Raw genomic sequence first — 24,099 nt, 5'->3', positions numbered from 1 at the left:
GCTTGAGCAATAGCGGTCTGCTGGGCGGCGGGTTCTATCCGGGCGGGCGCTGGCTGCCTGCCGGCGCCCCCGTCGTGCTGCTGGACCCATCCCCCCTGGCGGCCATCTGCGCCCGGCTGGCGCTGGTCGAGGCCGAGCATCCCCGCAAGCTTCCCCGCCAGTATCGCTTGCTGGAGGTGAGCGTTCCCGGGCGAGCCGGCACGCAGGTCTGCACGCCGCCGCGCAACTGGCGCACCGATCTGCCGGCCACCCGCGCGCTGGGCCACGCCTGGCTAGAGGCGGGCGCAGACCTTATGTTCAGAGTGCCTACCCTGGCAGGCGGCGAGCAATATCTGCTGAATTGCGGCCATCCCGCGATCGCGGACTGCCAGGTCCGTTCCGTGGCCACCCAGCCGTTCGAGGACCAGCCCGGACTGTTCGGTGGCGGCGTGGCGTGGTCGAGCGAAAGGGATTGGCTCGCCAAGCCCTGAGCGAGGCGATTCCGTCCGGCCCTGCCCAGGTACCGGCGCCGCACGGCGCCATGCTCCTTTCCTGTATGTGTTTTTTGCACGCCATAGGGATAAATCCCGGTGCGTGCAACCTTGCACTGAGTCCGGGAAAAGAGTATTTGTTATGACAACTAGATAAATAATCCGAAGCCCGGAGACAAACCACGGCGCCTTCGGCGTCCTGGAAGCCATTCCAAGCGCAAGCTGTCAGTGCGTGCCCATCAATCGGCAGGAGGAGCTGATGATGATTGCTACGATGTTCGATCGTTCCAGCATGGTGTCTGACGAAGAAAACCGTATCGCCTGGTACGGGTTGCACAACGCGCGCAGGCGGTCGCTAGTGACCTTCGCGCTGCTGGCCCCGCTGACCGGCCTGGTCGGTCCATTGGTGCTGGTGCCTGCCTTGGGTTTCGCGGGGTGGCTGCTGATCGCCGCGGGCGTGCTGTCCTGTGTGGGCTTGCTGTTCTACATGGCTCGCATCGATGCCGACATGAGCGACATGAAGCGGCCAGTGGGCGTGGTTGATCAGGCCCGTGCCAGCAAGCATGCGCGCCATGCATCCCGGCAACCGCACAGCGTGCAATCGCTGTCGGGCGCCCGTGCCCGCCGCGCCGCGCAGCAACTCCAGTTGCAGCCGGTGTTCAGCGGTGCGCGCCGGCGGCCGTACCGCCTGGCGCATTGATCGCCTGGCGCTTGATGCCGCCGCGGGTGATGGCGTCCCGCCCGGGATGGGCGGGATGACTGCTGGAGGCCAGAGAAGGGCGCCTGGCGCTGTGCGGTGACCGGGAGTGGGCCGCGGGTGCTCCCGGCCCTGTCTCGGGCTTGGCAGGCCGTTTGACCTGGCTGGTGGATCACTTCTTTCTGGACTGTCATCGCCCGGCCAGCCTGCGCCGGGGCCTTTCGAGGCTGCGTAGTGAGCGGCTGCAACGTGACCCGGGCCTTGCCCGAATCGTGCATGTGCACGCCCTTGAAAAACATCTGGCCCCTGGGCCGCATTGTCGCGGCCGGGGGCCAGATGTTTTCATGACGTTCTCAATGGCGGGGCGGCAACGTCGCCCGGCCGTTGAGGTGTCGTTAGATCAGGACTGTTGACCCTGCTTGGTGTCGTCAGCGGGTTGATCCGCGGGAGCCTCGGTGGCTGCTGCGGTATCCGCGGAGGCGGCCGGTTCCGCGGCATCGACTTCAGGGGGTTGCGTTGCCAGCGCCTCGGCTTCGGCTTTGGCTGCCTTGGGCGTTGCGTCCGCGGCCTCAGCGGTGTTGCCCGCTGCTTCAGCATGAGCCTGAGGCGCCACGTCAGTGTGTGCCGTTGCTTCGGCACCCTGCGCCTCGGCTTCGGCATCCGTCGTGGCCGGCCGCGCTTCGGCCGACGCGCCTTCCGGCGCATTGGCTGCGGCCTTCTGCGCCGCAGCCGCCTTTTCCTCTTGGGCCTTCTGCTTGCGCTGCTTGCGCGCCAGGAAGCTGGCGTGCGCGGCTTCGGCCGGCGTGACCGTGCCGCTGGGCTCGCCGTTCAGGTCGAGGCGGGCGGCTTCCTTCACCAGGCAGGCCCAGTAACGCTGCGCCGAGCACCACGTGGCCACGGCCTGCTTGATCTCTTCCTCGCTCAGGCTCAGCTTGGCCGAGTGCGCGTACAGATCCTCGATGATGCCCAGCTTCAGCGGCACGCGCGGATCCGGGCGCTTCGGGAAGGCCTTGGGGAAGTGCTTCTGCAGCCGGCCGATGGCCACCAGCAACGGATCGCGCGGCGGCTCTTCCGGGCGTTCGCGGCGCTGCTGTTGCGGACGATTGCCGCCGCGCGCTTCGCCTTGCGGACGCGGACCACGGCCTTCGCCCTGGGGACGAGGCCCACGGCCTTCGCCAGGCTTGCCGGAACGGCCGTCGCCCTGGCGATTGGGGTTGCCACGGTGGGGGCGATCGCCGCCCCCTTTGCCGGCGGGCTTGCCGCCCGGCTGCGCGTCCTGCGCCTTGGCACCTTGCCTGTCGCCCGGCTTGCCGCCGCCCTTGTTGGGGCGCGGCTCTTGCTTACCCTGCTGCTGCCGTTCATCGGCCGCTTGCTTGGCCAGCATGTCGCGCAGCGCGGCGAGTTGTTCGAATCCCATGTTATTGCGTATAGCCTGCGTGGTCGGTTTAGCCCGCCATTGTATTCAACATTGCGAAGTGCTGGCGGCAGTGTCGTTTGGGGGCGTCGAAGTGTAAGTTTTGATGGGCTGTCGGCAGCCCTGCGCCAAGCAGCCGCAGACATAAGGCGGTCTTCGGGGCGCAAGGGGGAGCATCGATGCCCGTGCTGCAATTGGTGTGCCCAAGGCCGGGCGCCAAGCCGCATTTCGCTGTTCGAAGAGGTGAGTGGCGGGCTGGGGTACAATCCGTGTCCGTTGCCGATGGGGTTGTTCATCGGCAATCCGTCGGGGCGTAGCGCAGCCTGGTAGCGCATCTGCTTTGGGAGCAGAGGGTCGCGAGTTCGAATCCCGCCGCCCCGACCATATGAATCAAAGGGTTAGCTGATTTCTTCGGCTAGCCCTTTTGTGCTTTTTAGGGCCAATGGGGCAACCGGCGCGTGGTTGCTGGCGTTCCAGGGCGAACGGCTGCGGACGAATCGTTGACCTGGGTCGGGGAACAGATATCCGCCGGAAAGCGGTGTGGTCGCTGGTCATGAACTGGCAGTCTGGGCGGTGAATGCCGACCTCGCGATCCATCTGACGGACGCCATGGTCGTTCTCCGGCCGGGCCTGGCTTGCCGTATCCGATAGCCTTGCCGCTTGGCAGTGGTTTGAACGCAACTTGCTGCATCGTTCTCTGTTCGACCTTCGACGGTCGATTTACGTGGCTGAGGTTGCTGGGGCGGCGCGCTCAAGTAGGCAAAACTGCCAAGATGCGAGGCCACGTTTTTGCCAGTGCGGCGATCCAGCTGCATGGCTGGCGTCGTGCAATGTGCTGCTCCGGTTTTTAGCGCGCCCCGCGATTGCGGGACGGCCGTGAGTGAGCTTGCGATCTGGAGCAGCAAGCGATTTCCCGCTGAGCGCAGATAACGTCTTCAAACTGTTTTGTCGAACATTCCGCATTCCAGGAGCGCCTGTTGTCGTCTGCCGCCTTCATTGTCCAGGTGTCATGTCCGTCGCAAATAAAATCTCATGGTTTCTTTTGGATGCCTGAATTCAATCCATCTATAGGCTTGTTTTAAGGAAGTGCCAATAAAATTCTCGAGCCCATAAATCGATTGATTATCGTCCGGGAGTGGGCGGGTGTAGGGTCCGCGTCTCATGATCCCTGGCGAATTCGAGTGGAAACATGCCTGATAACGAGAAAACGCCAGCCCGATACAGCTACGCATCTCAGGTTTCCGAAGCCGTGAGTATTCCTTTTCCGGTCGCTGCCAACATGGGCTGGGACGGATACTGCCGATACCTCTATGACAAGGCAAACGCCGTCATTCAGAGGCAAGCGAACGATCTTCTGAGACGCGGAAACGTTACCTATGAGGAGTCTCGCCAATTGGTCGAGGTGCAGCGCAATGCTCTGGTCCTGGAGATGCGCAAACCCTTGAGTCCATTCGGCAAGCTTTACTCCGAAGCTCTCAAGCCTGCTTCTGCGCTACCCGCCATGGAGAGTCTGCTCCAGAGGAAGGGAACCATCGAAGCGGTCTTGTTGAGTGTCGGCAAGACGCGAGCAGTAACGAACCGGATTGCCTTCATTGGCCGAACGGCAGGACCGGCGGGAGTGGTCCTGGAAGTGATCGCTGTCGGCGTGGTCATTGAAAAGGCTCCGCCGAGTGAAAGGGCGCGTGTGGCCACCGAAGAGATCAGCGGCGCAGTGGGGGGCTTGGCGGGAGGAACAGGTGGCATGTGGGCTGGTGCGGCGGCTGGCGCGGCGTGGGCCGGCACGTGGGCTGCTCCAACACTGGTGATTCCTGTCATTGGAGAAATCACTGAAGGTGGTGCCATCGTGCTTGGCGGCATCATTGGCGGATTGTTCGCGGGCTGGATCAGCCATGACGCGAGCAAAGTGGCGGCAGCCGAGGTGTGGCGGCTGGCCTCCATAAAATGGAATTAGCAAGCAACAGGAGTGGCGGATCAGATGGTCGTGAACAGGATTAATGCGTGGCTTGTCAGCCGGCTGCCTTCGCGCAGATCGTCTGTCGATATCGTTGTCGACGACTCCGGCTTGCAGGTGTGCGGCAGGCAAGGGAAACAGCACATCGATTGGCAAGACATTGCTGAAATCGTTGCGACGCGCACTGAACAGATGGTCGGCAGCATGCTCGTACTGGTCATTGCACTGAAAGACGGCCGCACTTTGACGGTGGCGGAGGATGCGCCAGCGTGGGCCGACCTTACGGCGCGGCTGCCGGACTATCTTGTGGGCGCAAAACCTTATCAAGAATGGGCACTGCATGGCGCTGTTTCCGACGAGCCTCGTATAGTGGTCTATCGGAGCTGATGGCAGGTCACGCGGGCTAGGTGGTACGCCACGTATTCTTGGCCATAGCAGTCACGAATTGCCGCGCTCAGTGGAGCACTTGCGATGGATGATGGCTACTCTATTGGTGATTAGGGGTGGCGCGCCATGCATGCTCGTCTATTTGAAGATCGAGTCGAACAGCGCAGCGGGCAAGCTGCTCTTCCTTGTATTTGCGGCCCTAACGAAGAGAGTCGTCGAGGTGAAATTTACTGCCGTCGGTGCAAAGGTCGTTCACAAACCGTTAGTTCTAGTAAGATGATTAGAGAAGTCCGCATCTAGGGGGAGTGCCTTGCGGACTAGGGGCAGGCGATGGTTTAGTGGAAACGGAGGGGACTTTGTCAGACGCCGGGAAGATCAGCATAAGGCAGACGCTCGACTTGCTGGATGGCGCCTTCGCTGGCGTTAGCAAGGGCATTTGTCAGGGCGAATACGCTTTCTGGCTCGGATCAGGGATTTCGCGCGAGCGCGTAGTTGATCTGAACGGAGTGCTCGCCAAGCTCCTTGACTTCCTGCGCGTGAGATTCACCGCCGCCGCCGACTGCCCGTACAAGAGCGCGTTCGATACGATCATCGACATGGCCAAGCTGTCCGATGACGAGCGAAAGGAGATCGACCTCGCCAAGCCGGTCAAGGACTGGCCCTGTGCCAAGCTGCTGCTGGCGCGGCTATGGAATCAGTATTCCAAGGTGCTGGCGGTGGAGATACCGAAGCAGAGTTCCGACTATCTTCTGTGGGTCGGTCTCGACTTTCCGCATACCTTCGCAAGCCAGGATCCAGACGCCGAGCACCTTGCGATCGGCATCCTCGCGCTGGAGGGGGCGGTGACCAAGCTCGCTACTGCCAATTGGGATGGTTTGCTTGAGGCAGCGATGAAGGAGCTCGGCTATCCCGACAATGTCTATCGGGTGACGGTGACCGGCGACGATCTGCGTGGGCCGGCGGCGGCGGCAATCCTCTACAAATTCCACGGTTGCGCGCTTCGCGCGATCGAGACAGAAGCCGTCTACCGGCAACTGCTGGTCGCACGCTCGGCGCAGATCACCGGTTGGATGAGCAGCGATACGTTCAAGATTGTGCGTGATCAGCTCGAAGCGATGATCCAAACCTCGCGCACGATAATGATGGGGCTCTCGGCGCAGGATGAGAATATCAAGCACCTGTTCGGCAAGGTGAACGCGCACAAGGGTTGGAAGTGGGCCGACAAACCGACCCCAATTGTCTTCTCCGCGAACGAGTTGGGCGACGATCAAAAGAGCCTGCTCACGGTCGCCTATGGCGACGACTACGAGCCTAACCGTGACGTGATCTGTGAACAGGCGCGGCTCCAGGCCTACGCTAAGCCGCTGCTTCTGGCGCTCCTGCTGCAGGTGCTGGCGGGAAAGCTGGACGTGCTCGCCAGCGACGCCAACGCGCCCGGCCTAAATGATGCCGCGCGCGCGGCAATCTCGGAGGGCATCATGCATCTGCGCGATCGTGCCGCGGGGGCCGATAACGGCGACCGGGCCGCGTTCGTGCGTTTGCTCGCGGCCGCGCTCGCGCGCGCGCGACATCAGTTGCAGAACGGGACGAGTGGACCGGGTGTGCAGCAATATTTCCCGATCGACCACCGACCCGCGCACATGATGCAGGGCAATGTCGCACTGGCCTCCACTGGGCAGCGCGAGGCGGCTGTCGCGCTCGGCCTGATCGGGCTGGAGCATAAGGATTCGACGTGGACGTCGGCGCTCGATGATCCGGCCGATCCGCGATCGGGTGCGCTGCGGGTGACGTCGGCGAGCAGTGCGGCGCGGGTGTTCCTTGCGGCAAATGATGACAATATCACCAGCTTGATGGAGGCAGGCGCGTTCGACGAGGACGATGACGATGTCGTTGTGATTTGTTCGCGCAAAGTCGGTGGGCGCCAACAGCGTAGTCCGCGCACATCGCTGCGCGACGGGTCGCTTGGTGCGCGCTATGTGTCGTTCGGACCGATGCTCGCCAGCGCGACCAGCCTGGATGGTCTGCGCGACGACTTCAGGAACGAGGTCTCGATATGACGACCACTAGCGAGCGCGTGGTGGAGATCCTTGTCCAGCAGGGCAAGTATCGCGAGCTGGCTCAGCCGATGAAGATCGGCTCGCTGTCGTTCGAGTTCGATCGTGCGCTCGTCGCGAGCGACCGGGCTAACGATCTGGTGATCGTGATCGAGCTGAAGAGCGGGACATCGGACGAAGCGTTGATCCGGAAGGTACTGGCGCTGACGCGCGCGCTCGATGTGCTGAAGTCGAAACGTTCAGTGACTGCGGTGCTGACTTCCGGCCAGGCGTTGCCCGAGACAGTGCAGTCGATCAGCCGAGTGTGCCGGGTGCTTCCGATCGGGACTCCGGCCGGACCGAAGGCGGCGGATGCGGTGCGCGACTGGCTGTCCGTGCTACTGCCGATCAGCCAGCCAGCGTCGGTCGAGACATTGGTCGACTGGACGGGCGATCTGCGCCGCGAAATTCCGGAGAAGGCGGCCGGACCGCTTGCGGATCTGTTGGTCGAGGCGGCTCCACTAGGCAAGCAAGCGGTAGAGGACGTACTGGTCGATGCGATCAAGGTCGCGGTGGAACCGGCTTTGGCCGAAGGCGAGGACGACGCATGAGCACCGAACGACTGAAAACGCTCGTAATCCGGAACTTTCGCAGCCTGCGCGGCGAGGTCGTGGTGCCGCTCGATGCCCAGGTCGTGCTGGTTCACGGCACCAACGGCATGGGCAAGACCAGCGTGCTGTCGGCGCTTGAACTCGCGTTGACGGGCAAGATCGCGCACCTCGCCGCCGATGGCGATGGCTATCGGTCCTACCTCACGACGCTGGAAACCGGCGGCGGATCGATCGAGCTGACGACCACCGGGCCGCTTCGCGAGGGCGCCCGGACCAAGGGCACGCTTGATTTCTCCGACACGACGTTCAAACCGACGCCTTTGCTCGACGCTGCGGAAGCTCGCTTCTTCGCCGAGCGCTGCTACCTGCCGCAGGCGACGCTTGGGAAGTTGCTCGAACTCTATGACGATCGGGGAACTGGTTCGACCTCTCCGCTCACCCAGTTCGTGAAGGAGCTGCTCGGCCTCGACCCGCTCGATGCTCTGGTTGATGGCTTGTTTCCTGCCTTCAATGTCACTCGGATTCGTAACCTCGTTCCCGCTTATCGTCGGCTGGAGAGTCTGCGCACGTCGCTCGTGCAGGAGCGCGATCGCATCAGCCAATCCATCCGGACCACCGAACAGTCGCGCGACACGCGCGCTTCAGCTCTCACCGTTACCCTCGCCGGGCTTGCGATGCCCAACCCAATCACGGTCGACCCGGCGACGGACATCGAGGCATTGCGAACGCAACTGGAGTCGGAGCGGAGCGAGGAGCGCGCGCTGGCCGATCTTGGCGGCGCGCGTTCCCACATCACCGGGCTGCGCGAACGCTGGCGTTCGCTGCCGACGGCCGACGCAGACCACGATCGTGCCGCGAGCGAACGCGTGGAGGCGATCGCGGCCGAGGCGTTGCGTATGTGGCGAACTGGCGTCGGCAAAGAATTGGGCGAGCTGATCGCGACACTCCGTATCCAGTTTTCTGACATCCCTGAAATGGACGATGGGCCGGAGGAAGCGCGGGCATTTGCCTCGCGTCGGGCCGAGGCGGAAAGTGCGCGCGCGGACAGCTTGGTAAAGACGAGCAACGCGGCGGCCGAGAAAGTGAAAGCGCTTAACACGACCGTGCAGCGCGCCACCGCGCGGATCGGCGAACTGAATGACGCGCTCGCGAGTGGCGCAAAGGACGCGCGTTCGCTCGCAAGTGCGCTCGCCGGTGTAGCACCGCATGTCGAAGGCGACATCTGTCCAGTGTGCAACCGCAATTTCGCCGAGCAGGATGCAGGTTCGCTGTCCGCGCATATCGCTGCCAAGATCGCGTCGCTGACGAGCGAGGCGGGGCGACTCCAAGCCTTGTCGACCGAACGGGCCGAGGAAAGCACGCGGCTCGCCGCTGCGCAGCGAGATCTGCTGAGTGCGACCAGCGGGCAGCTCGGCGCCGAGGAGCAGGCCGATCTGACGGTGCGCGCATTGCAAATGGCGGACGCCGCACAACGGCTCAAGCAGATGGTGCCCATTGCCGAGCAAGGCCGGCGGTTGACTACGGAAGCGCGCAATGCTCGCGATGCTGTTGCGGCGGCACGTCGACTGAACGAGATGTCGAGGTCGCTGGTGCCGGAGATCGAGCAGATCGTGCAGAGCGTGACCGGCACTCCGGCGAGTAATTTCGAAACAATCGATGAAGCGTTGGCCGGGGCCGAACGCCTGGTAAACGAGCGCAATCGCGCTGCGGAGGCGGTCCTGGCCGCACGCGTCCGCGCGCTGTCCGAACTCGACCTCTACGCCAAGGACCGCGCGCAGATCGAGGTGCTCAAGGGCGAGCTAGAGGCTACCAAGAAGCGCCTCGCCGCGGTCGAGCGCGCGGCGGTCGAAGTCGATACGGATCGCGAGTACGCTAAGAAGGTATCGGGTGCAGCGGGCCGGGTGCGTGCCGGGATCGTCAAGAAGGTGTTCAACACGTCGCTCAACAAGGTATGGCGCGACCTGTTCGTGCGGCTCGCACCGTCCGAGCAGTTTGTCCCCCAGTTCCAGCTTCCGACAGAGGATGATGGTAAGGTCGAGGCCGTCTTGGAAACGCTGCACCGATCCGGCAAGACATCGGGTACTCCCGGTGCGATGCTAAGCCAGGGCAACCTCAACACGGCTGCGTTGACACTGTTTCTGGCTCTGCATCTCTCCGTGCCGTCACGCTTTCCGTGGCTGGTACTCGACGACCCTATTCAATCAATGGACGACGTCCACATCGCGCAGTTCGCCGCTCTGCTGCGTACGCTGGCCAAGGGTATGGGCCGCCAGCTCATCGTCGCCGTGCACGAGCGCGCACTGTTCGACTACTTGAGCTTGGAACTGAGTCCTTCATTCCCCGGCGACAGCCTTATTGCGGTCGAGATTACTAGGAATTTTGACGGCAACGTTGTCGCGACGCCTGCGTCGTTTGCCTATCACGAAGACCACCTAGTTGCTGCATAGAAAGGGCAAAGCTGGCGGGCGAAAAGTTGGGGCGAATGGACAGGACGTGAGGCGGCCACCTTCAGCGTAAGCTGGCGTCCCACTTTCGGCATGGGAATGGCAGGTAAGCCCCGGATCCAGCCATACTTTTAACGTCCGTTTGTAGTCGAGGCGGATCGTTATTGTGAGGAGAAAGCGAGCGCCCACGGGGTCATAGCTAAAAGTATGGTACCAATCATGGCATTGCTGTGTGATCCATTTGTAATCTTATGATAAATATAGATTTTTTATGATTATCAACAATTGAGTGAGGATGATACAGCTCGTTGGCGCAAGTCCGATCCCTGCGCAGTCACCGAGGAGATACGCCGCGATCTGGAGAAGCAGAACATCAAGCTGGACATCGCGTTCATCCGCAAGGTCACAAAGGACGCCGCGGACCTGCAGGCGCGACTGATCGAGCTAAAGAAGAGCCAGCCGAAGCAGCAGGAAGCCTTCAAGGAGCGCAGGCGTCTGATCCAGGAACGCGCCACCCTCCGCGCCAAGATCTTCAATGCTCGTCAGGCCTTCGCGACGACGATGAGCGGAAATCTGGCCGCGGCGGTGGTCGATTACCGGGTCAAATTCCAGTTCTACGAAGGCTTGCTTTCTCCCGAGATGGAAGATCTGATCAAGACCACGATGAACTGGCGCACTTCTCAGGTTCCACGCGCAGGGCTCATTGCCGCCAGGATTTCGCCGGCTCAACTCCTTGTCGCCGTCAACGCGAAGAATACATCGGTACTTGAATAGTTGAATGATGCCGATGGCAACCGTGTGTTCTCGAAGGCCGATGCTGGCGACATCATTGCGAAGCTGTCGGAGTGGCAGGCGAAGTGTGCATTGGAGCGCATCGCATTCGAAGACCGACCTGAAATCAAAGTGACGCAGGTCGCCGAGAATGCCGACGGTACGAAAGGCTATCGGGTCCGCGACTTCGCCAAGCTTTCGCTCGGCCAGCAGCAGGCAATCCTTTTGACGGTGCTGCTGTTCTCCAAGAGCCGTGTGCCCTTGATTATCGATCAGCCGGAGGACAACCTCGATGGCGAATTCATCTACAAAACGGTTGTGCGATCGCTGCGTAGCATAAAGGAACACCGGCAGGTTATTATCGTCACGCACAATGCCAACATCGCTGTCCTTGGGGACGCTGAGCTAATTAGTCGGTCCTGAACAATCAGGTTTCCGGTTGTCCCAAGCAGTGTGATCCGGTGGTTATCGGACCGCAGTCACTGCTCTGCCGGTAAAACCTTGTGCCCACATCGCCAGGAGCAGGGCGTAAAAAAGCCGCAGCCGGCGCAGCAGCAGGCGAATGTTGTGGCCCGCGCCACACAGCACCGCGTGGATCGCATCGCCCAATGCGCCCTTGAGCCAGTTTCGCCCGAGCTTGCCATCAGCCTTCATGTGTCCGATCGTCGGTTCGATGGCGCTGCGGCGCTTGATCATCGCTTTCAGGCCTCGCGTCAGCCCGCGCCGCTGCCCGGATCGCAGGATACGCACACCTGGCACCTGCACGCCCCGGTAGCCGCGATCCACGACCGCTGTGCTGATCGGGCTCTCGGCAATGATCCCCGCCTGCTCCAGCGCCTCGACCAGCGTGTGCCCGTCGTACGGATTGCCCGGCATCGAACGCGCGCCCACCACGAACCCTTCCTTGAGCGTGGTAGTGATCGACACCTTCACCCCGAACTCGTAAGGTGTTCTGGCCTTGCCCTTGCTGATGCACTCGACCTCGGGCGCGTGCAGCGCGTACAGCTTGTTCTTGTCCTTGGTGCGCTGATCCAGGATGCGCCGGGTGCGCGCCATCAAATCCTGCAGCGAGGCACGCGCGCCTTCTTGCACCCGATCCCTCTGCCGGTCGATGTCACGCCAGACCCGGCCTACGCGCGACCGCAACGTGCGCAGCGACTTGTTCATCCGCTTGAACTGCCGCGCATGCGCGTAACGTCCAATCTGCGCGGCCAGCCTCGGCGCCTCGCGGTTGTAGTTCTGCCGCAACTTCAGCCCGTGCTCGGCTGCGCTCGAGCAGCCGCGAGTCGGTCGGGTGGGCCACTGCCTTGGGCGCCACCGTCGTGTCCACGATCACCGTCTTGAAGCTGGCCGCGCGCAACAGCCCGCCGCCCTTGGCCGCGGCCACCGTGGCGGCCAGCAGCTCTTCCACTCCCGCCTCGCCCAGCCGACGGCGCCAACGCGTCAGGCTCGACGGATCGATCGGCGGATCGGTCTGCAAATAGGTCTCGCCCGTGAATACCTGCCAGTACGGGTTCTCCACCCAGCCCCACACCACGGCCTCGTCCGACAGATCGAACGCGTGTTGCAGGTACAGCAGCCCGGCGATCAGCCGCGGCGAGGTGGCTGGACGACCGCGGCCCGAGGGGAATCCCGACGCACACACAGACTCGATGCGCTGCCAGTCCATCAGATCGGCCAGTTGCACGATCGGATGCTTCAGGTTGATCTGTTCGCGCAACGGATGCCCGAACAACTCTCCGGACTGAGGCACCTCTGGCTTCGGGCCCATCTGAACCTCGGATAAATTTGCAAGAAAACGGGCTTCTATTATCTCCAATCCTGCAAATACACACCACCTCGGCACCGCACGAAACCGCATGAAATAAGGCTCAGAGCGATTGTTCAGGGCCGACTAATTATTCCGTTGCGCGGCGCTAGCGAAGTATCGGTGATCAGGGATCGTGGGTCGATCGACACCACCGATACCAAAGACATCGTTTGCACGATTCTCGAAGGTAGTCAGAAGGCTTTCAAACGTCGGCAAGAGGTCTATGGGTACTGACATTGCATCGGGATCCTGTTTGTCATCAACTGAATTGGGAAGTTTGAATGCGTAGTTGCGACAGCGACTTGCGGAAGCGATTCAAACGCATACTTTCTGGCCCTCGCGCGCCGTGGCCTTGAGCAAGTTCATCAGCTGGCTGCTCGCGGGGAAGTGTGATGTCGGCCAGTGACCGTTGTCGCCCTAAGCTGACAGTCGGGTGGCCACTAGCCATTTTTCCACTTGTTCCTGAGGCTCTTTATTAAGGAGCTTGGTTTGGCTTTTTTATCTTCAGGAGTTATTAAGCAAACACATCCGCGCGGTAGTCCAAATATTTTTTCGATTTCCCCTTGGATCGTCTTTATGGATGCATCCGCCCGGGCAACCCTGAATCTAGTGCCAATGGTTTTGTTTCCCTCTAATAAGCTCCCTTCTCCGTAATCTGCACTTATTTCCAGCAGCCACCTGAAAGGTCGTCTGCATAATGTTTTTTCCGGTTTGCTTATCCGATCAATTTTTACTTTATAGCCATCAAACTCAAGGTCATAAGCAATTCGGGATTCAACTCGCCCCACATTGATCGAGTTCCAGCTTCTCCACTCAGTCGATTTTGTTGAGATATCTATATAACAGGTTAGTGGTTTTTCTTCTTGATAATTAAGCATTAATGCATCGGAAAGATCCAGCCTGCTTCGCTTTGATTCTGCAATAACTTTATCTTCAAAATCAAGGCAGATTATTTTTGAGTGTGGTGGCCATTGAATCATTATTCAGTTCCGATTTATTTTGACGTATTTAGCAAGTCTACCAATTCGTGTTGTTCCGATAGTTGGGCTCAAGCGAGTAGTCGCTCGTGGCCGATTATAGCTAAAATTTTGGGGCTGAAACCGACCCTGCTCGGTCATCCGCTGGTTGCGCCGACCGACGGCCGCAACCGGATCTGGAGCGATCGATCAAAGTTGGACGGAATGCCTCCCGCAGTTTGCGCGAAGGACATGTTGCGATTCGCGCTCGAGTTGTTCTGCGAAGCTTGAGCGCGCCGGATCCGCTGACAGACGATTTATCATTACCAATCAAGATTAAAAAAGGATCGGCACGCATGACACGCGCCATGGTTACTCCAGAAGTGTTCGCGGCGGCGTATGAGGCTGCGAGGCAGGTACTTGAAAAAAAGGCAAGACTGATCGAAGCGCAAAAGACCCTCGCTGCAGAATACGGCATTGCGGAACGGACGGCGAGCGGATATATCGGCTGTTTTCTCGCCCTGCGCCGAGGCAAGACATTCAAAACCATTGTTAGCGCAGACGGGCTTCGATTCATGCTTGGCCGCATTGCTGAAGGTGGCCCGGGCGACCTAATGATCGCGCTGCAATCAGTCCTTAGTCACATCACGTATCTGCATGGGATCACCGGCAACGAACCGGGACTGCGCCGCGTTTATGCGGAATTCGTCGGCAGGCTTCGCGAAATGGCGATGTTCGATGAAGTTTCCCTCTCGCTTGACGATCAGGTGACAAAGGCGTTGGCAGATGCGCCCGAATCGCGCGCGCAGCGACTCCAGCAAGCCCGGGCGATGCCGGAACAGCAAATCGTGCTGGCGCGGGTTTTCAAGCGCAATCCCGATGTAATTGCGGAAGCTCTTTTTCTTGCGAACGGTGTGTGTCAAGGCTGCGATCAGGTCGCGCCATTTCTCCGGGCGGACGGCCGCCCGTATCTCGAAGTGCATCATCGTCAACCGCTTGGAGAAGGCGGTGCAGACACGATTGACAACGCCATAGCGCTATGTCCAAATTGTCATAGGGAACGGCACTACGGCGCAAACTATCGCGAGACGCAGTGGTAGTTGCAAGCGGAAAGAAAAAGAATGCTGACGACAGCGTGCCTTGGCTGGGGCTCACTCGTTTGGGATGCGCGACAATCTCCTTTCGAGTAAAGGGAGATTGAGTGCTCCCCACGGAGGGGCGTTCTCAACCGCAGCAGTCACTCGAACGGCTACTCGCGAGCGAATGTTTTTGGGTTACGGTAATCGGTTACGGCCCATGAGAGGCCACAGCGCTCCAAATATCTTGATGGGCGTTCACTGTGCGTCGAATCACCGCTCGGCGTCCAAGTCTCCAAACCTTTAGCGGCGTCCAGTTGCTGTTTCGACCCTCGGCCAGAACCAAGGAATCGTCATAGCGCCTGTTCTTCAGGGCGATGCGATCCTTGAGGACACTTGCCGATCTCCTGCCTGCTTGGAGCCGACCGACGGCGACAGATGCGAGATCCGCTCAGTCTCCTCGCCAGCGAGCCTGCTGGGCCCGGGGCCGGGGCCGGGAACTCATTGCGTGCCGCTGTTACTCATTCGGATCGGTCGTCCGACGCGATGAGGCGCGGCCGGCGTTTTTTCACGGAGAGGGGCAAATGAACACCGCAGAAGCACGCGATACCGTCAACCGATGCCTGGCCGCCGTCTGGGGCGAAGGCAACGCGCTGGACAGCGCGGGTACGTTCGAGATCACCAGCGAAGAGGGCGTCAACATCCTGATGGAGGTGGCGCAGGACGAAGCGCAACTGCGTCTGTATGCCCCCATCTTCGCCACGCCCGACGCACTTTCCTACCGCGTCCTCCACGAGGCGCTCGCCTTGAATCTGTTCCAGGTGCCGCTGGCCGGCGCCTGCCTGGCCATCGATGGCCGCACGGGCGCGCTGGTGCTCAACGAGATCGTGGCGCTGGACGGCTTGCAGAGCGAGGGTTTCGAAGCGGCCATTCGCAAATTCATCGGAACGTCCGTGCAGGCGCAGGGCTACCTGCTGGCGGCAAAGCAGGAGGTCGAGCCGCTGCCCGAGAACGAGCCCGGGGCCGGCGTGCTGCCGGCCAACCTGGCCTGAGGAGTCCGCGATGCAGACCGTCACGCATACCTTCACGACGTCGGCCCTGAATCAAACGCTGCGCCGCTCCTCCACCGTCTTGCCGACCCTCACTCGCAATCTGGCGGGCCTGGAACGCAGCGGGGTGCGAAGCCTGCACACCGACGCGTCCCCGGCCAAGAGCCTGAAGACGAGCGCAACGCCCAACTCTTCGCCGGATGGCAATTTCCTGACGCGGGTTCGCAACCAGGTAGCCCAGTTGATCTCCGCGAGCCAGCAGGCGTACAAGGATTCAGGCATCAAGTACACCCCGGTAAAAATCGAGGAAAAGCGTTTCTTCGATGTCGACAAGACCGGCCCCCTGCCGACGACCGTCAAAGACCGCAGCTATGGCACTTTCGTCAAGGAGAAAGCCTGGAAAGAAGAGGGCGACGAGGTCAAGCTCAAGGCCGAATTGAAGTTGGCTCAGCTCACGACCTCGACGGGATACACCGCTTCGGCCGAAGGCTATCTGGGCAAGGGCACGCTGCAAGGCGAGGCGGGGCTGAGCCACCGGCACCAGACTGCCCAGACCCGTGTCAACGTCACGGGGGGCATGGCGGTGGGCTATCTCTTCATCAGCATGAAGGACCAGGCGGGGTATCTGGGGGGCGAAGCGATAGCCGGCGTGAAAGGGGAGGAATTCGAGCCCCCCAGCCTGAAGAACGTGCGCATGGAACTGTTCAAGCCGATTCTGTCGATGCAGGTCGAGCGGCGCGATCTGCAGAATGGCACGCTCGTCATGGCGAAGTTGAACCTCGCCAACGTTCTGAAGGAACTCGGCCGGCTCGAAAACGAGGGAGGCCTGCCCCGCCTGGACAAGATGTTCTCGGGCGAGCGCAAGGTGTTCGACGAGAAACTGTCCAAGCTGTACCGCGACGTGGGCGATGCCTTCGAGGCCGAATATCGTGCGCTCGAAGATAGCGAGGTGTCGCTGCGCATCGACGAGGCGGTCGAAGACAGTCTCGGCAATTGGCGCAGCGACGGCGAAGGCTGGAGCCAGCACGCGCTGGACCTGCTCAAGCGCGACCTTCTGGTCTCCAATGTGATGGCCAACGTCCTGGGCCTGAATAAGGAACAGGCGGACGCGTTGCCCGTGTTCAAGCTCGGCGAGCGGTTGTACAACGAGCGGATCGCCTCGCAACTGTAGCCGCCCCCGCCGGCAGGGCCGTGCCACAGCGGCACGGCCCCGTTCCGGGTTTCCTGGGCCTTACTGCCAAGGCACCCCATAGTGCTCATGCACCCGGCGGCCGTACTCGTCGGTAAATTCGGGAGCCTGCTCGTGCTCATAGTGCGGCGCCTTCTCCAGCGTCGACTTGTCCAGCGGCACGACGTAGCCGTCCAGGCCGGTGTCGTACTTCAGCACGTTCCAGGGCAGGGGATACCGGTCGGTGCCGATGCCCAGGAAGCCGCCGAATTCCAGGACGGCGTACCGTACGTGGCCCGAGTGCTTGTCGATCTGCACATTGTCGATGGAGCCGAGCTTCTCGCCCTGCTGGTTGTAGACCTTCGTGCCTTCGACGCGCTTGGACGAAATGGTGCTCGACGCACTGGTGCCCGTGGTGGGGGTCGTCATCGCATTCATGTGGTGTCCTCCTAAGAACGGTTTCGCGTGATCGCGGCGGTTGCTGCGACGCAAGCCTCTTCAGCAAGCACCGTGCCGGGGGCCGGGCCCGGCGAACGCCTGCCCGGCGCGATAACGGTCCGCAGCCGTGGGCGGCGCAAACGCAAAAAGCCCAGGGCGCGACCGCCCTGGGCTGATCGGAGGCAGGACGGCAGCGCCTAGAAGATCAGTTTCAGGATTCCCGTCACGGTCAGCAGGCCGACGATGAAGATGATCGCAATGATCCAAAGCAGTATTTTCATGATTCTTCCTTTTATGGCTTCAGGTTTGCCGTAGGGCTGCGGCCGGGGGCCGCGGAAGGGGAAGGCGTACGCCGTCGACCGGCCAAGCAAGTGCCGTGCCCGGTCGCCGCGAATTGCCCGGCCTGCCGCGGCGCGTGGAATGGCCGACAGCCGCCGCGCCGTCCCGGGAACGGGCGGCCAGCAACGACCCTGCAGAGGGGCAGGCGATGAAAGGGGCGCCCGCGGGGGCGGCGCTGCAGGCGCGATCAGCGCGAAGGCAGGGAGGGCGGCATCATGGCGCCGATGTCCCGCCGTCCCGTTGCTGCATCGTCCAGGTCCGTCGCATCCGGCCGGCGCGGCGCCGACGCCAGCAGCTTGCTGTGGATGCGGGCGCGATGCTTGGCGGCCTTGAGCCGCGCCGTCACCCGTTCGATGACGCGGAACCGGCATCGCAGGCGGTATTCCAGGTCGAAATGGCGACCGCCCAGGCCATCGATGAAGGCCAGCCGGGTGCCGCCCTGTTCCGTGGCTTGCAGCACCACGTTGTCCTGGCTGGCATCGATCCAGACCACGCCATGGCAAGCCAGCCAATCCAGCGCGTCGTTCAGCAGCGCCGCCGCCGCATCGTCCGACACGGTTCCCATGGCGCGGGCCTGGCGCAGCGTGGGGGCGGGCATGCCTTGCGCATCGACCACCAGGTCGAGGATCAGGCCCCAGCCCCGATCGGTCATGGCCCAGCCGTGCACGCGCGGCAGGCACATGTCGGCCACGCCGCGTTGCTGCAGATGGGTGGCGTAATGGCTTTCCAGCAGATTCTGCAGGTGCGCGCGCGGCTTGTTCTTGGCGATCTTGATGCAGCGCGCCGGGTGTTCCGGGTGACGCCAGCATTCACGCAGATGGCCCGCGCCGATCTTCTCTTTCAGGATCAGTAGTCCCAATGCCCAATCCTTCCCATTGTGTATGGCGGCGAGTGTCGTATTCGCCAGGTGTTATTCACACTGTCGCGAATTTGTAATGTGGCGTCATTTTGATCTCGCCGGATAGGTGCAACAAGCCGATTTATCGTTTTAATCAATACGAATTGTTACGAATGCCGGGGTTGAAGGGGCGTATTGCGAGTGCGGCACGGGCGGAATGCGCAGGCTGCCGCGCGATCCGCCCACGGCCCGTCCCGAATGGCGATGCGGTGCTTCCCCGCGGGAGCGTGCGGCGATGCGGGCCGCGGCACGCGGCTTGCTGCATGGCGGCGCGCCGGCCGGGCAATTCCCTTCGGACTCCGTGCCGGCCGTCTCCACGTTTCTTCAGAGAGGTGCCATGAAATCCCATGCCTTGCAGTGCCGCTCGCGGTTGGCGACCGCGCTATTCGATCTGCTCGATCCCGTGGCGTTCGGCCTGTTCGTCGGCGCGCTGATCTTCGACGTGATCTATATGTCGTTGCCCATCGTGATGTGGGTGAAGGGCGCGGCCTGGCTGGTGACGCTGGCGCTGGTCTTCGCCATCGTGCCGCGCCTGATCAATCTGGCGCATGTGTGGATCGTGTCGCGCCGCACGGTATCCGCGGCCGAACGGCTGGATTTCTGGTTCAACCTGCTGGCCATCGTCTCGGGCGTGGTCAATGCCTTCGTCCACAGCCGCGATGCGTTCGGCGCGATGCCGCTGGGCATGTGGCTGTCGGCGATCACCGTGGCGCTGCTGTGCCTGGGCCGCATCGTGCGGGTCACGGACAAGGCGGCGGTCGGAGGGCTTCGCCATGAATGACGCACGCTGGGTGAAAGCGGCGGGTGCGGCGGCGATGGCCGCGATGCTGGCGGCCTGCAACGATGGCGCGGCGGTCGATCCCAAGGAGCAGATCGGGCCCGATCCGAAGCTGCCCCAGGCGCAGAGTTTCCTGTTGCCTCCCATGCAGGTTCCCGAAGGCGTGGGCTGGCAGGGCAATGCGATGCCGAAGGTGGCCGCGGGTCTGAAGATCGAGAAGGTGGCCGATGGGCTGCTGCATCCGCGCCAGTTGTATACGTTGCCCAATGGCGACGTGCTGGTGGTCGAGGCCAACGGCCCCGGCACCGCGCCCGTCACCACGCCGAAGGCGGCGCTGGCGGGATTGGTGAAGACCAGGTCCGGCAAGAGCGGCAAGGGCGGCAACCGCATCACGCTGCTGCGCAACGAGGGCGGAAAGTGGCGGCAGCACGTGTTCCTGGAAAAGTTGAATTCGCCCTTCGGCGTGCAGTTGATCGGCGACACGCTGTACGTGGCCAACACGGACAGGATCGTGGCGTACCCCTATACGCGGGGCGCCACGAAGATCACCGATCCGGGCCGCGAGTTCGCCGACCTGCCCGATACGATCAACCATCACTGGACCAAGGCGCTCTTGGCCAGCCCTGACGGCGCCAAGCTTTATGTGGGCGTGGGCTCGAACAGCAACGTGGGCGAGAACGGGCTGGACGTGGAATACCGGCGCGCGGCGGTGCTGGAGGTCGACGTGGCCACGCGCGGCAGCCGCATCTATGCCTCGGGGCTGCGCAACCCCACGGGCCTGGGCTGGGAGCCGCGGACGGGCAAGCTCTGGGCCATCGTGAACGAGCGCGACGAGATCGGCGCCGATCTGGTGCCCGACTATCTGACCTCGGTGCAGGACGGCGGCTTCTATGGCTGGCCCTACAGCTACTTCGGCCAGCACGTCGACGTGCGCGTGTCGCCGCAGAAGCCCGATCTGGTGAAGAAAGCCATCAAGCCCGACTACGCGATCAGTTCCCACGTCGCGCCGTTGGGCATGTGGTTCTACCAGGGCAGCAACCTGCCCGGGAAGTATCGGGGCGGGGTGTTCATCGGCGAGCACGGCAGTTGGAACCGCACGCCGCTCAATGGCTACAAAGTGAGCTTCATCGCGTTCAAGGACGGCAAGCCGACGGGCACGGTCGAGCCCGTGGTGACGGGGTTCGTGTCCGAGGACCAGAAGCAGCTGTACGGCGCGCCGGTGGGCATCACCGAGGATGCGGAAGGCGGGCTGCTGATCGCGGACGACGTGGGCAACGTCGTCTGGCGGGTGTCGGCGGGCGGTTGACGCAGGCGCTGGCTGGCGGCGCGCGCCGGCGCGCCGCCGCTCCAGGCCCTGCCTAGCCTATCGTCTGCACGACGTTGCCCTTGGGGTCCTTGACCTCGGTGGGGCGCACGTCGATGCGAAAGCCCTTGAAAGACTTCAGGGGATACTCGCCGCGCCTGGGTTGCAGCAGCGAAGCGATCTCATCGACCGCCGCATCGTCCAGCGTGACGTACAACACGTCGTCTTCCGTGCGCAGCGCGTTCTCGCCCGGCGCGAACACCACGTTCTTGTTGTTGCTGAGCAGGCGCAGGTCGCGGCCGAAGGGCAGGCGCAGCGGCAGCAGCGTGGTGGCTTCCTGCACTTGCAGCGCGCCCAGCGTGACGATGGTGGCGGGCTTGCCCAGCAGGCGCTTCTCCTGCCGCCAGTCCAGCTCGTCGGTATACACGTAGCCGGTGGACGAGCCGCTTTCCTTGCGGCCGCGCTCGATGCTGTCCTGCACGCCGGGCCGGCCCATCAGCGAGTCGCGCGCCAGGTCGGTGATGTACAGCGGCATGTGGGGCTTGAGCACTTCCAGCAGGTCCCGCGTGCGCCACAGCCGTGCCGCATAGGCCTCGTCCTCGGTCAGGCCGATGACCTGCAGGAATTCGAACTCGCCGTTGGGCGTCTGCTGCGTGGGCAGTTCCGGGTCGGCGGCGAACGCCACATACGTGAGCTGGGTCTTCTCTTCGACCGCGATGGGGCCGTTGGCGGCCAGCCAGTCGCCGTCACGGAACACGTTGCCGGTCTTGAAGACGTAGCGCGCCAGGTTCTGCAGGAAGTTGATCACCCACATGGGCGGATCTTCCGCATCGGGCGCGCAGCGCAGGCGCAGGGTCAGCTCGAAGCCGTAGCCGCTGATCTCGGCGTCGTCCGACTCTTTGCCGTAGAGCTCGGTGAAGCCGTACGTGACGTAGTGCCAGTGCGGTATGGGGTCCATGCGCTTGTAGGCGCTGACGCCTTGCAGCGGATCGTTGCCGCCCAGCCGATAGCTGATGATGGTGCCGTAGTGCTTGGGTTCCTGGGTGGGGTAGATCGTTTTGATGGCCGCGTCGATGGCGTCCCAGCCATGCGCAACCTCGTCTTCGTCGATGTCCGTCATGAAAGCGGTTCCGGTGGATTGGAGGGGCCAAGCCAAGTGCCCGGGTATCGTACCGCCCGTGTTTTCTCGATATGAGACGAGAGTGTCGCGCCTTGTACCGAGGTGTATCACCTGCTTTGCGGCAAGGCCGCGGCAGGCGGCGTGGTGGTGGCGATGACGGTGGGAACCGTCTTGCCGAAGGCGCCGCCGCCGCTCGCGGGCAAGGCGGCCAGCGACGTGGCCGGACGCCATACGCCGCCGCGTCGGGCCAGCATCCGGTAGGTCTGCGGGTCGCCCGAACTGCGGGCGACCACGTAAAGCGTGCCGTCGACCATGCGCATGGCGGGCAGCGAACTCGCGGTGGCTTCCAGCAGCGTGGCGCGGCCGTGCTCGACCAGCCACAGCGGGCCGTCGGCCCGTTCAAGGACGGACACCAGCACGTTGCCCTGCGCGTCGGGGCCGATCGCCGGCTTGCCGACGTACGGCACGCCCAGGTCTTCGGCGCCCGCCCAGTGGATGGCGGCGGCGCGCGCGGTGGCGGGCTTCTCCTCGACCACGCGCATCAGGCGCTTGTTGTCGCGGTTGCGCAGATAAAGCTCGATGAGGCCCTGGGCGTTGCGCATGGCGGCCAGTCCGCCGGCGCTGGCCGCGACCGGCACGGGTTGCCAGGCCGCCCAGCCGCCGTCGTGGCCGACGGCGCGCTGCGTCGTCGACCAGGCATTGCCGGCGCGATCGATGGCGAACACCACGAAGCGGCCCGCGGCGTTCCTGGCGATGGCGGGGCTGCCGGCGGCCTCTGCCAGTACGGGCAGCGGCTGCCACGCGTGCCAGTCGCCGCCGATGCCCGACGGCGAGGTCCAGTAATAGCGGCCGTCATTGCCCATGGCCACGGCGGCGGCGTCGCGCGGCGCGACGACCGGACTGTTCGAGAAGCGCACGCCGGACATGGCCTGCCAGCCCTTCCAACTGCCGTCCAGGTTCTGCTTGTTCACCCACAGGCTGCCCAGCGTGTCGCGCGCGAAGACGCCGGCGCTGGCGTCGGGATAGGTGAAGGACACCAGCGAGCCGGCGGTGCGTCCGCCCAGCGAGGTCCAGCGGCCCTGGCGCGAGTCCCACAGATTGACGGCGTCGTTGGCCTCGCCGGCCGCGAACACCTGCAACCCGTGGCGGGCATCGCTGTGCAGTTCGGGGGCGAAGTCCTGGCGCGAGACGTAGTACGAGCGCTGCACCCAGGCGGCGGCGGGGCCGGCGGGTTCCTGGCACCCTTGCGGACCCTTGCAGTACTTGTAGTCCTCCCATGCGTAGCGGCGGAAGATCTCGGACTTGAGGATGGTCTCGGCATCGCTCAGGTTGGCGGCGCGTTCCTGGGAGGGGTAGTCGACGTAGCCCGCCTCGGCGTAATTGCCGGGCACCAGCGCCATGGCCTCGCGCGTCAGGCGGGCGCTGGCGATGTGGTCGGGATGGCTGTGGCCGGTGCAGCGCCAGCACAGCTGGGTATAGGGCACCGGGGTCTGGTCGTCCAGGTGGCGCACGGTGGTGGGGCCGTAGTCGCGGATCAGCGCGGCCAGCGTCTTCACCAGCGCGTCGCGCGTGTAGGTCTCCTGGTTCGGGCCCAGGGTGTCGGACGGGGTCTGCGGTTCGGACTCGGTGCGGCTCAGCGGGGTCAGGCTGCCCCAGCCCTTGCCCAGCCACGGGTCTTTCAGGCGCATGTGCACCAGTTGCACGCGTGGGTTGCCCTGCAGCGTGACGCGGGTGATGGCGCGGCCGTTGGCCTGCAGGGTGTCGGTGCTCCACAGGTCGGGCTGGCGCGCCATGTAGGCATAGGCGGCGCGCACCCCTTTCTCGCGGCCCAGCATGTAGCCCTCGCCCTCGCCGGCATCGCTGGCCGTCAGGTAGACGACGCGCACGCATCCGCCGGCCTCGATGTTCGAGGCGATGTCCGGGTTCATGAACAGCAGGTCGTCGTCCAGGTGCGCGACGAATGCCATGTCCTTGATGCCGTGGCATTCTTCCAGCGAGGGGGCCGTGGCGGCCGCGCTGGCGGACGGGGCGCTGATGAGGCCTGCCACGCAAGGCAGGATGAAGCGGGCAATGATGCGGCGGATGGCCGCGGCGGCTGGCATGGCGATTCGCAAACGGGCGGGCTAGGCCCCGAGAAATGGGCACGCAAGCTGGCGCGCCTTTACAGACTGCGACACGATGTGAAGGACGACTGCGCGCTGAGTATAACGACGGCTTTTTTTGAAAAGGTGACGGACGGCGGCGTTTGCCTGCCTCTGGCCTGACGGTTACAAGCATTGTCGTGGCTGCGCAACGAAAGCGGCCGCGGGGCATACCTATCCGGCCATCGGTGCGCTGGCGACGAAGTATCTGGCCTCGCCCCCTATCTCGAAATACCGGAAGTCGC

20 protein-coding genes, 1 tRNA gene and 2 pseudogenes are annotated in these 24,099 nt (G+C 63.1%); 15 read left to right on the top strand and 8 right to left on the bottom strand.

From position 1 onward, the window contains the following. The first annotated feature begins 2 nt into the window (after window positions 1-2). Window positions 3-470 carry an RES family NAD+ phosphorylase gene (locus A6745_RS01550; protein ID WP_156513248.1) on the top strand — a complete coding sequence of 156 codons (468 nt, stop codon included), beginning with the start codon at window positions 3-5 and terminating at the stop codon, window positions 468-470. A gap of 259 nt (window positions 471-729) precedes the next feature. Beyond that, on the top strand, window positions 730-1,170 hold the full coding sequence (locus A6745_RS01545; RefSeq protein ID WP_156513247.1) for a hypothetical protein: 441 nt from the start codon (window positions 730-732) through the stop codon (window positions 1,168-1,170). Between the two features lie 397 nt (window positions 1,171-1,567). Here the strand turns inward: A6745_RS01545 and A6745_RS01540 are convergent, their stop codons facing one another. Beyond that, window positions 1,568-2,584: a ProQ/FinO family protein gene (locus tag A6745_RS01540; RefSeq protein ID WP_066122772.1), complete on the bottom strand. Its 1,017-nt coding sequence runs from the start codon at window positions 2,582-2,584 to the stop codon at window positions 1,568-1,570. 304 nt (window positions 2,585-2,888) lie between these two features. Between A6745_RS01540 and A6745_RS01535 the strand changes: the two genes are divergently transcribed. The 8 genes and pseudogenes from A6745_RS01535 to A6745_RS01500 form a co-directional block, all read left to right on the top strand. Further along, window positions 2,889-2,965, top strand: a tRNA-Pro gene (locus tag A6745_RS01535). An 805-nt stretch (window positions 2,966-3,770) separates the two neighbouring features. Further along, window positions 3,771-4,532: a hypothetical protein gene (locus A6745_RS01530; RefSeq protein WP_156513246.1), complete on the top strand. Its 762-nt coding sequence runs from the start codon at window positions 3,771-3,773 to the stop codon at window positions 4,530-4,532. Between the two features lie 30 nt (window positions 4,533-4,562). Further along, window positions 4,563-4,919, top strand: coding sequence for a hypothetical protein (locus A6745_RS01525; protein WP_156513245.1), 357 nt, complete (start codon window positions 4,563-4,565; stop codon window positions 4,917-4,919). Between the two features lie 356 nt (window positions 4,920-5,275). After that, window positions 5,276-6,976, top strand: a complete 1,701-nt coding sequence (locus A6745_RS01520) for an SIR2 family protein (RefSeq protein ID WP_082852873.1) — start codon at window positions 5,276-5,278, stop codon at window positions 6,974-6,976. After that, window positions 6,973-7,563: a hypothetical protein gene (locus A6745_RS01515; protein WP_066122765.1), complete on the top strand. Its 591-nt coding sequence runs from the start codon at window positions 6,973-6,975 to the stop codon at window positions 7,561-7,563. Before A6745_RS01520 ends, A6745_RS01515 begins: the two co-directional genes overlap by 4 nt. Continuing rightward, window positions 7,560-10,010, top strand: a complete 2,451-nt coding sequence (locus A6745_RS01510) for an AAA family ATPase (RefSeq protein ID WP_066122763.1) — start codon at window positions 7,560-7,562, stop codon at window positions 10,008-10,010. The genes A6745_RS01515 and A6745_RS01510 overlap by 4 nt, the downstream gene beginning before the upstream one ends. A gap of 282 nt (window positions 10,011-10,292) precedes the next feature. Beyond that, a complete protein-coding gene (locus tag A6745_RS01505) occupies window positions 10,293-10,781 on the top strand; it encodes a hypothetical protein (protein ID WP_066122761.1) in 489 nt (162 codons plus the stop codon). A 24-nt stretch (window positions 10,782-10,805) separates the two neighbouring features. Further along, a pseudogene (locus tag A6745_RS01500) lies at window positions 10,806-11,189 on the top strand (ATP-binding cassette domain-containing protein); the annotation flags it as partial. A gap of 54 nt (window positions 11,190-11,243) precedes the next feature. Here the strand turns inward: A6745_RS01500 and A6745_RS01495 are convergent. Both A6745_RS01495 and A6745_RS28510 read right to left on the bottom strand, forming a co-directional pair. Further along, window positions 11,244-12,549, bottom strand: a pseudogene (locus tag A6745_RS01495) (IS5 family transposase). 479 nt (window positions 12,550-13,028) lie between these two features. Further along, window positions 13,029-13,568, bottom strand: coding sequence for a hypothetical protein (locus A6745_RS28510; protein WP_156513243.1), 540 nt, complete (start codon window positions 13,566-13,568; stop codon window positions 13,029-13,031). 332 nt (window positions 13,569-13,900) lie between these two features. Here A6745_RS28510 and A6745_RS27585 point away from each other — a divergent pair, with 332 nt between their 5' ends. The 3 genes from A6745_RS27585 to A6745_RS01480 all read left to right on the top strand — a co-directional run bounded on the left by A6745_RS27585 (window position 13,901) and on the right by A6745_RS01480 (window position 16,840). Further along, window positions 13,901-14,644 carry an HNH endonuclease gene (locus A6745_RS27585; RefSeq protein WP_082852839.1) on the top strand — a complete coding sequence of 248 codons (744 nt, stop codon included), beginning with the start codon at window positions 13,901-13,903 and terminating at the stop codon, window positions 14,642-14,644. A 560-nt stretch (window positions 14,645-15,204) separates the two neighbouring features. Continuing rightward, window positions 15,205-15,672 carry a CesT family type III secretion system chaperone gene (locus A6745_RS01485; RefSeq protein ID WP_066122755.1) on the top strand — a complete coding sequence of 156 codons (468 nt, stop codon included), beginning with the start codon at window positions 15,205-15,207 and terminating at the stop codon, window positions 15,670-15,672. Window positions 15,673-15,682: 10 nt separating this feature from the next. Then, window positions 15,683-16,840, top strand: a complete 1,158-nt coding sequence (locus tag A6745_RS01480; RefSeq protein WP_066122753.1) for a hypothetical protein — start codon at window positions 15,683-15,685, stop codon at window positions 16,838-16,840. Between the two features lie 60 nt (window positions 16,841-16,900). Here A6745_RS01480 and A6745_RS01475 read toward each other — a convergent pair whose 3' ends face one another. The 3 genes from A6745_RS01475 to A6745_RS01470 all read right to left on the bottom strand — a co-directional run bounded on the left by A6745_RS01475 (window position 16,901) and on the right by A6745_RS01470 (window position 18,473). Next, window positions 16,901-17,266, bottom strand: coding sequence for a PRC-barrel domain-containing protein (locus A6745_RS01475; protein WP_066123702.1), 366 nt, complete (start codon window positions 17,264-17,266; stop codon window positions 16,901-16,903). Window positions 17,267-17,472: 206 nt separating this feature from the next. Beyond that, window positions 17,473-17,556, bottom strand: a complete 84-nt coding sequence (locus tag A6745_RS29735; protein ID WP_456236467.1) for a small membrane protein YohP — start codon at window positions 17,554-17,556, stop codon at window positions 17,473-17,475. A gap of 245 nt (window positions 17,557-17,801) precedes the next feature. After that, entirely contained in the window at window positions 17,802-18,473 is a 672-nt protein-coding gene (locus A6745_RS01470; protein WP_066122751.1) for a YrbL family protein, read from the bottom strand. 376 nt (window positions 18,474-18,849) lie between these two features. Between A6745_RS01470 and A6745_RS01465 the strand changes: the two genes are divergently transcribed. Both A6745_RS01465 and A6745_RS01460 read left to right on the top strand, forming a co-directional pair. Further along, window positions 18,850-19,293: a hypothetical protein gene (locus A6745_RS01465; RefSeq protein ID WP_066123698.1), complete on the top strand. Its 444-nt coding sequence runs from the start codon at window positions 18,850-18,852 to the stop codon at window positions 19,291-19,293. Next, window positions 19,286-20,596, top strand: coding sequence for a PQQ-dependent sugar dehydrogenase (locus A6745_RS01460; RefSeq protein ID WP_066122749.1), 1,311 nt, complete (start codon window positions 19,286-19,288; stop codon window positions 20,594-20,596). The genes A6745_RS01465 and A6745_RS01460 overlap by 8 nt, the downstream gene beginning before the upstream one ends. 52 nt (window positions 20,597-20,648) lie before the next feature. Here the strand turns inward: A6745_RS01460 and A6745_RS01455 are convergent, their stop codons facing one another. Beyond that, entirely contained in the window at window positions 20,649-21,713 is a 1,065-nt protein-coding gene (locus A6745_RS01455) for a suppressor of fused domain protein (RefSeq protein ID WP_197488072.1), read from the bottom strand. A 107-nt stretch (window positions 21,714-21,820) separates the two neighbouring features. Then, window positions 21,821-23,815, bottom strand: a complete 1,995-nt coding sequence (locus A6745_RS01450; protein ID WP_066122747.1) for a PIG-L family deacetylase — start codon at window positions 23,813-23,815, stop codon at window positions 21,821-21,823. Window positions 23,816-24,099: the final 284 nt, after the last annotated feature.

The organism is Bordetella ansorpii, from assembly GCF_900078705.1.
Classification (GTDB): Bacteria; Pseudomonadota; Gammaproteobacteria; order Burkholderiales; family Burkholderiaceae_B; genus Bordetella; species Bordetella ansorpii_A.
This window is presented reverse-complemented; position numbering and strand designations above follow the sequence as displayed.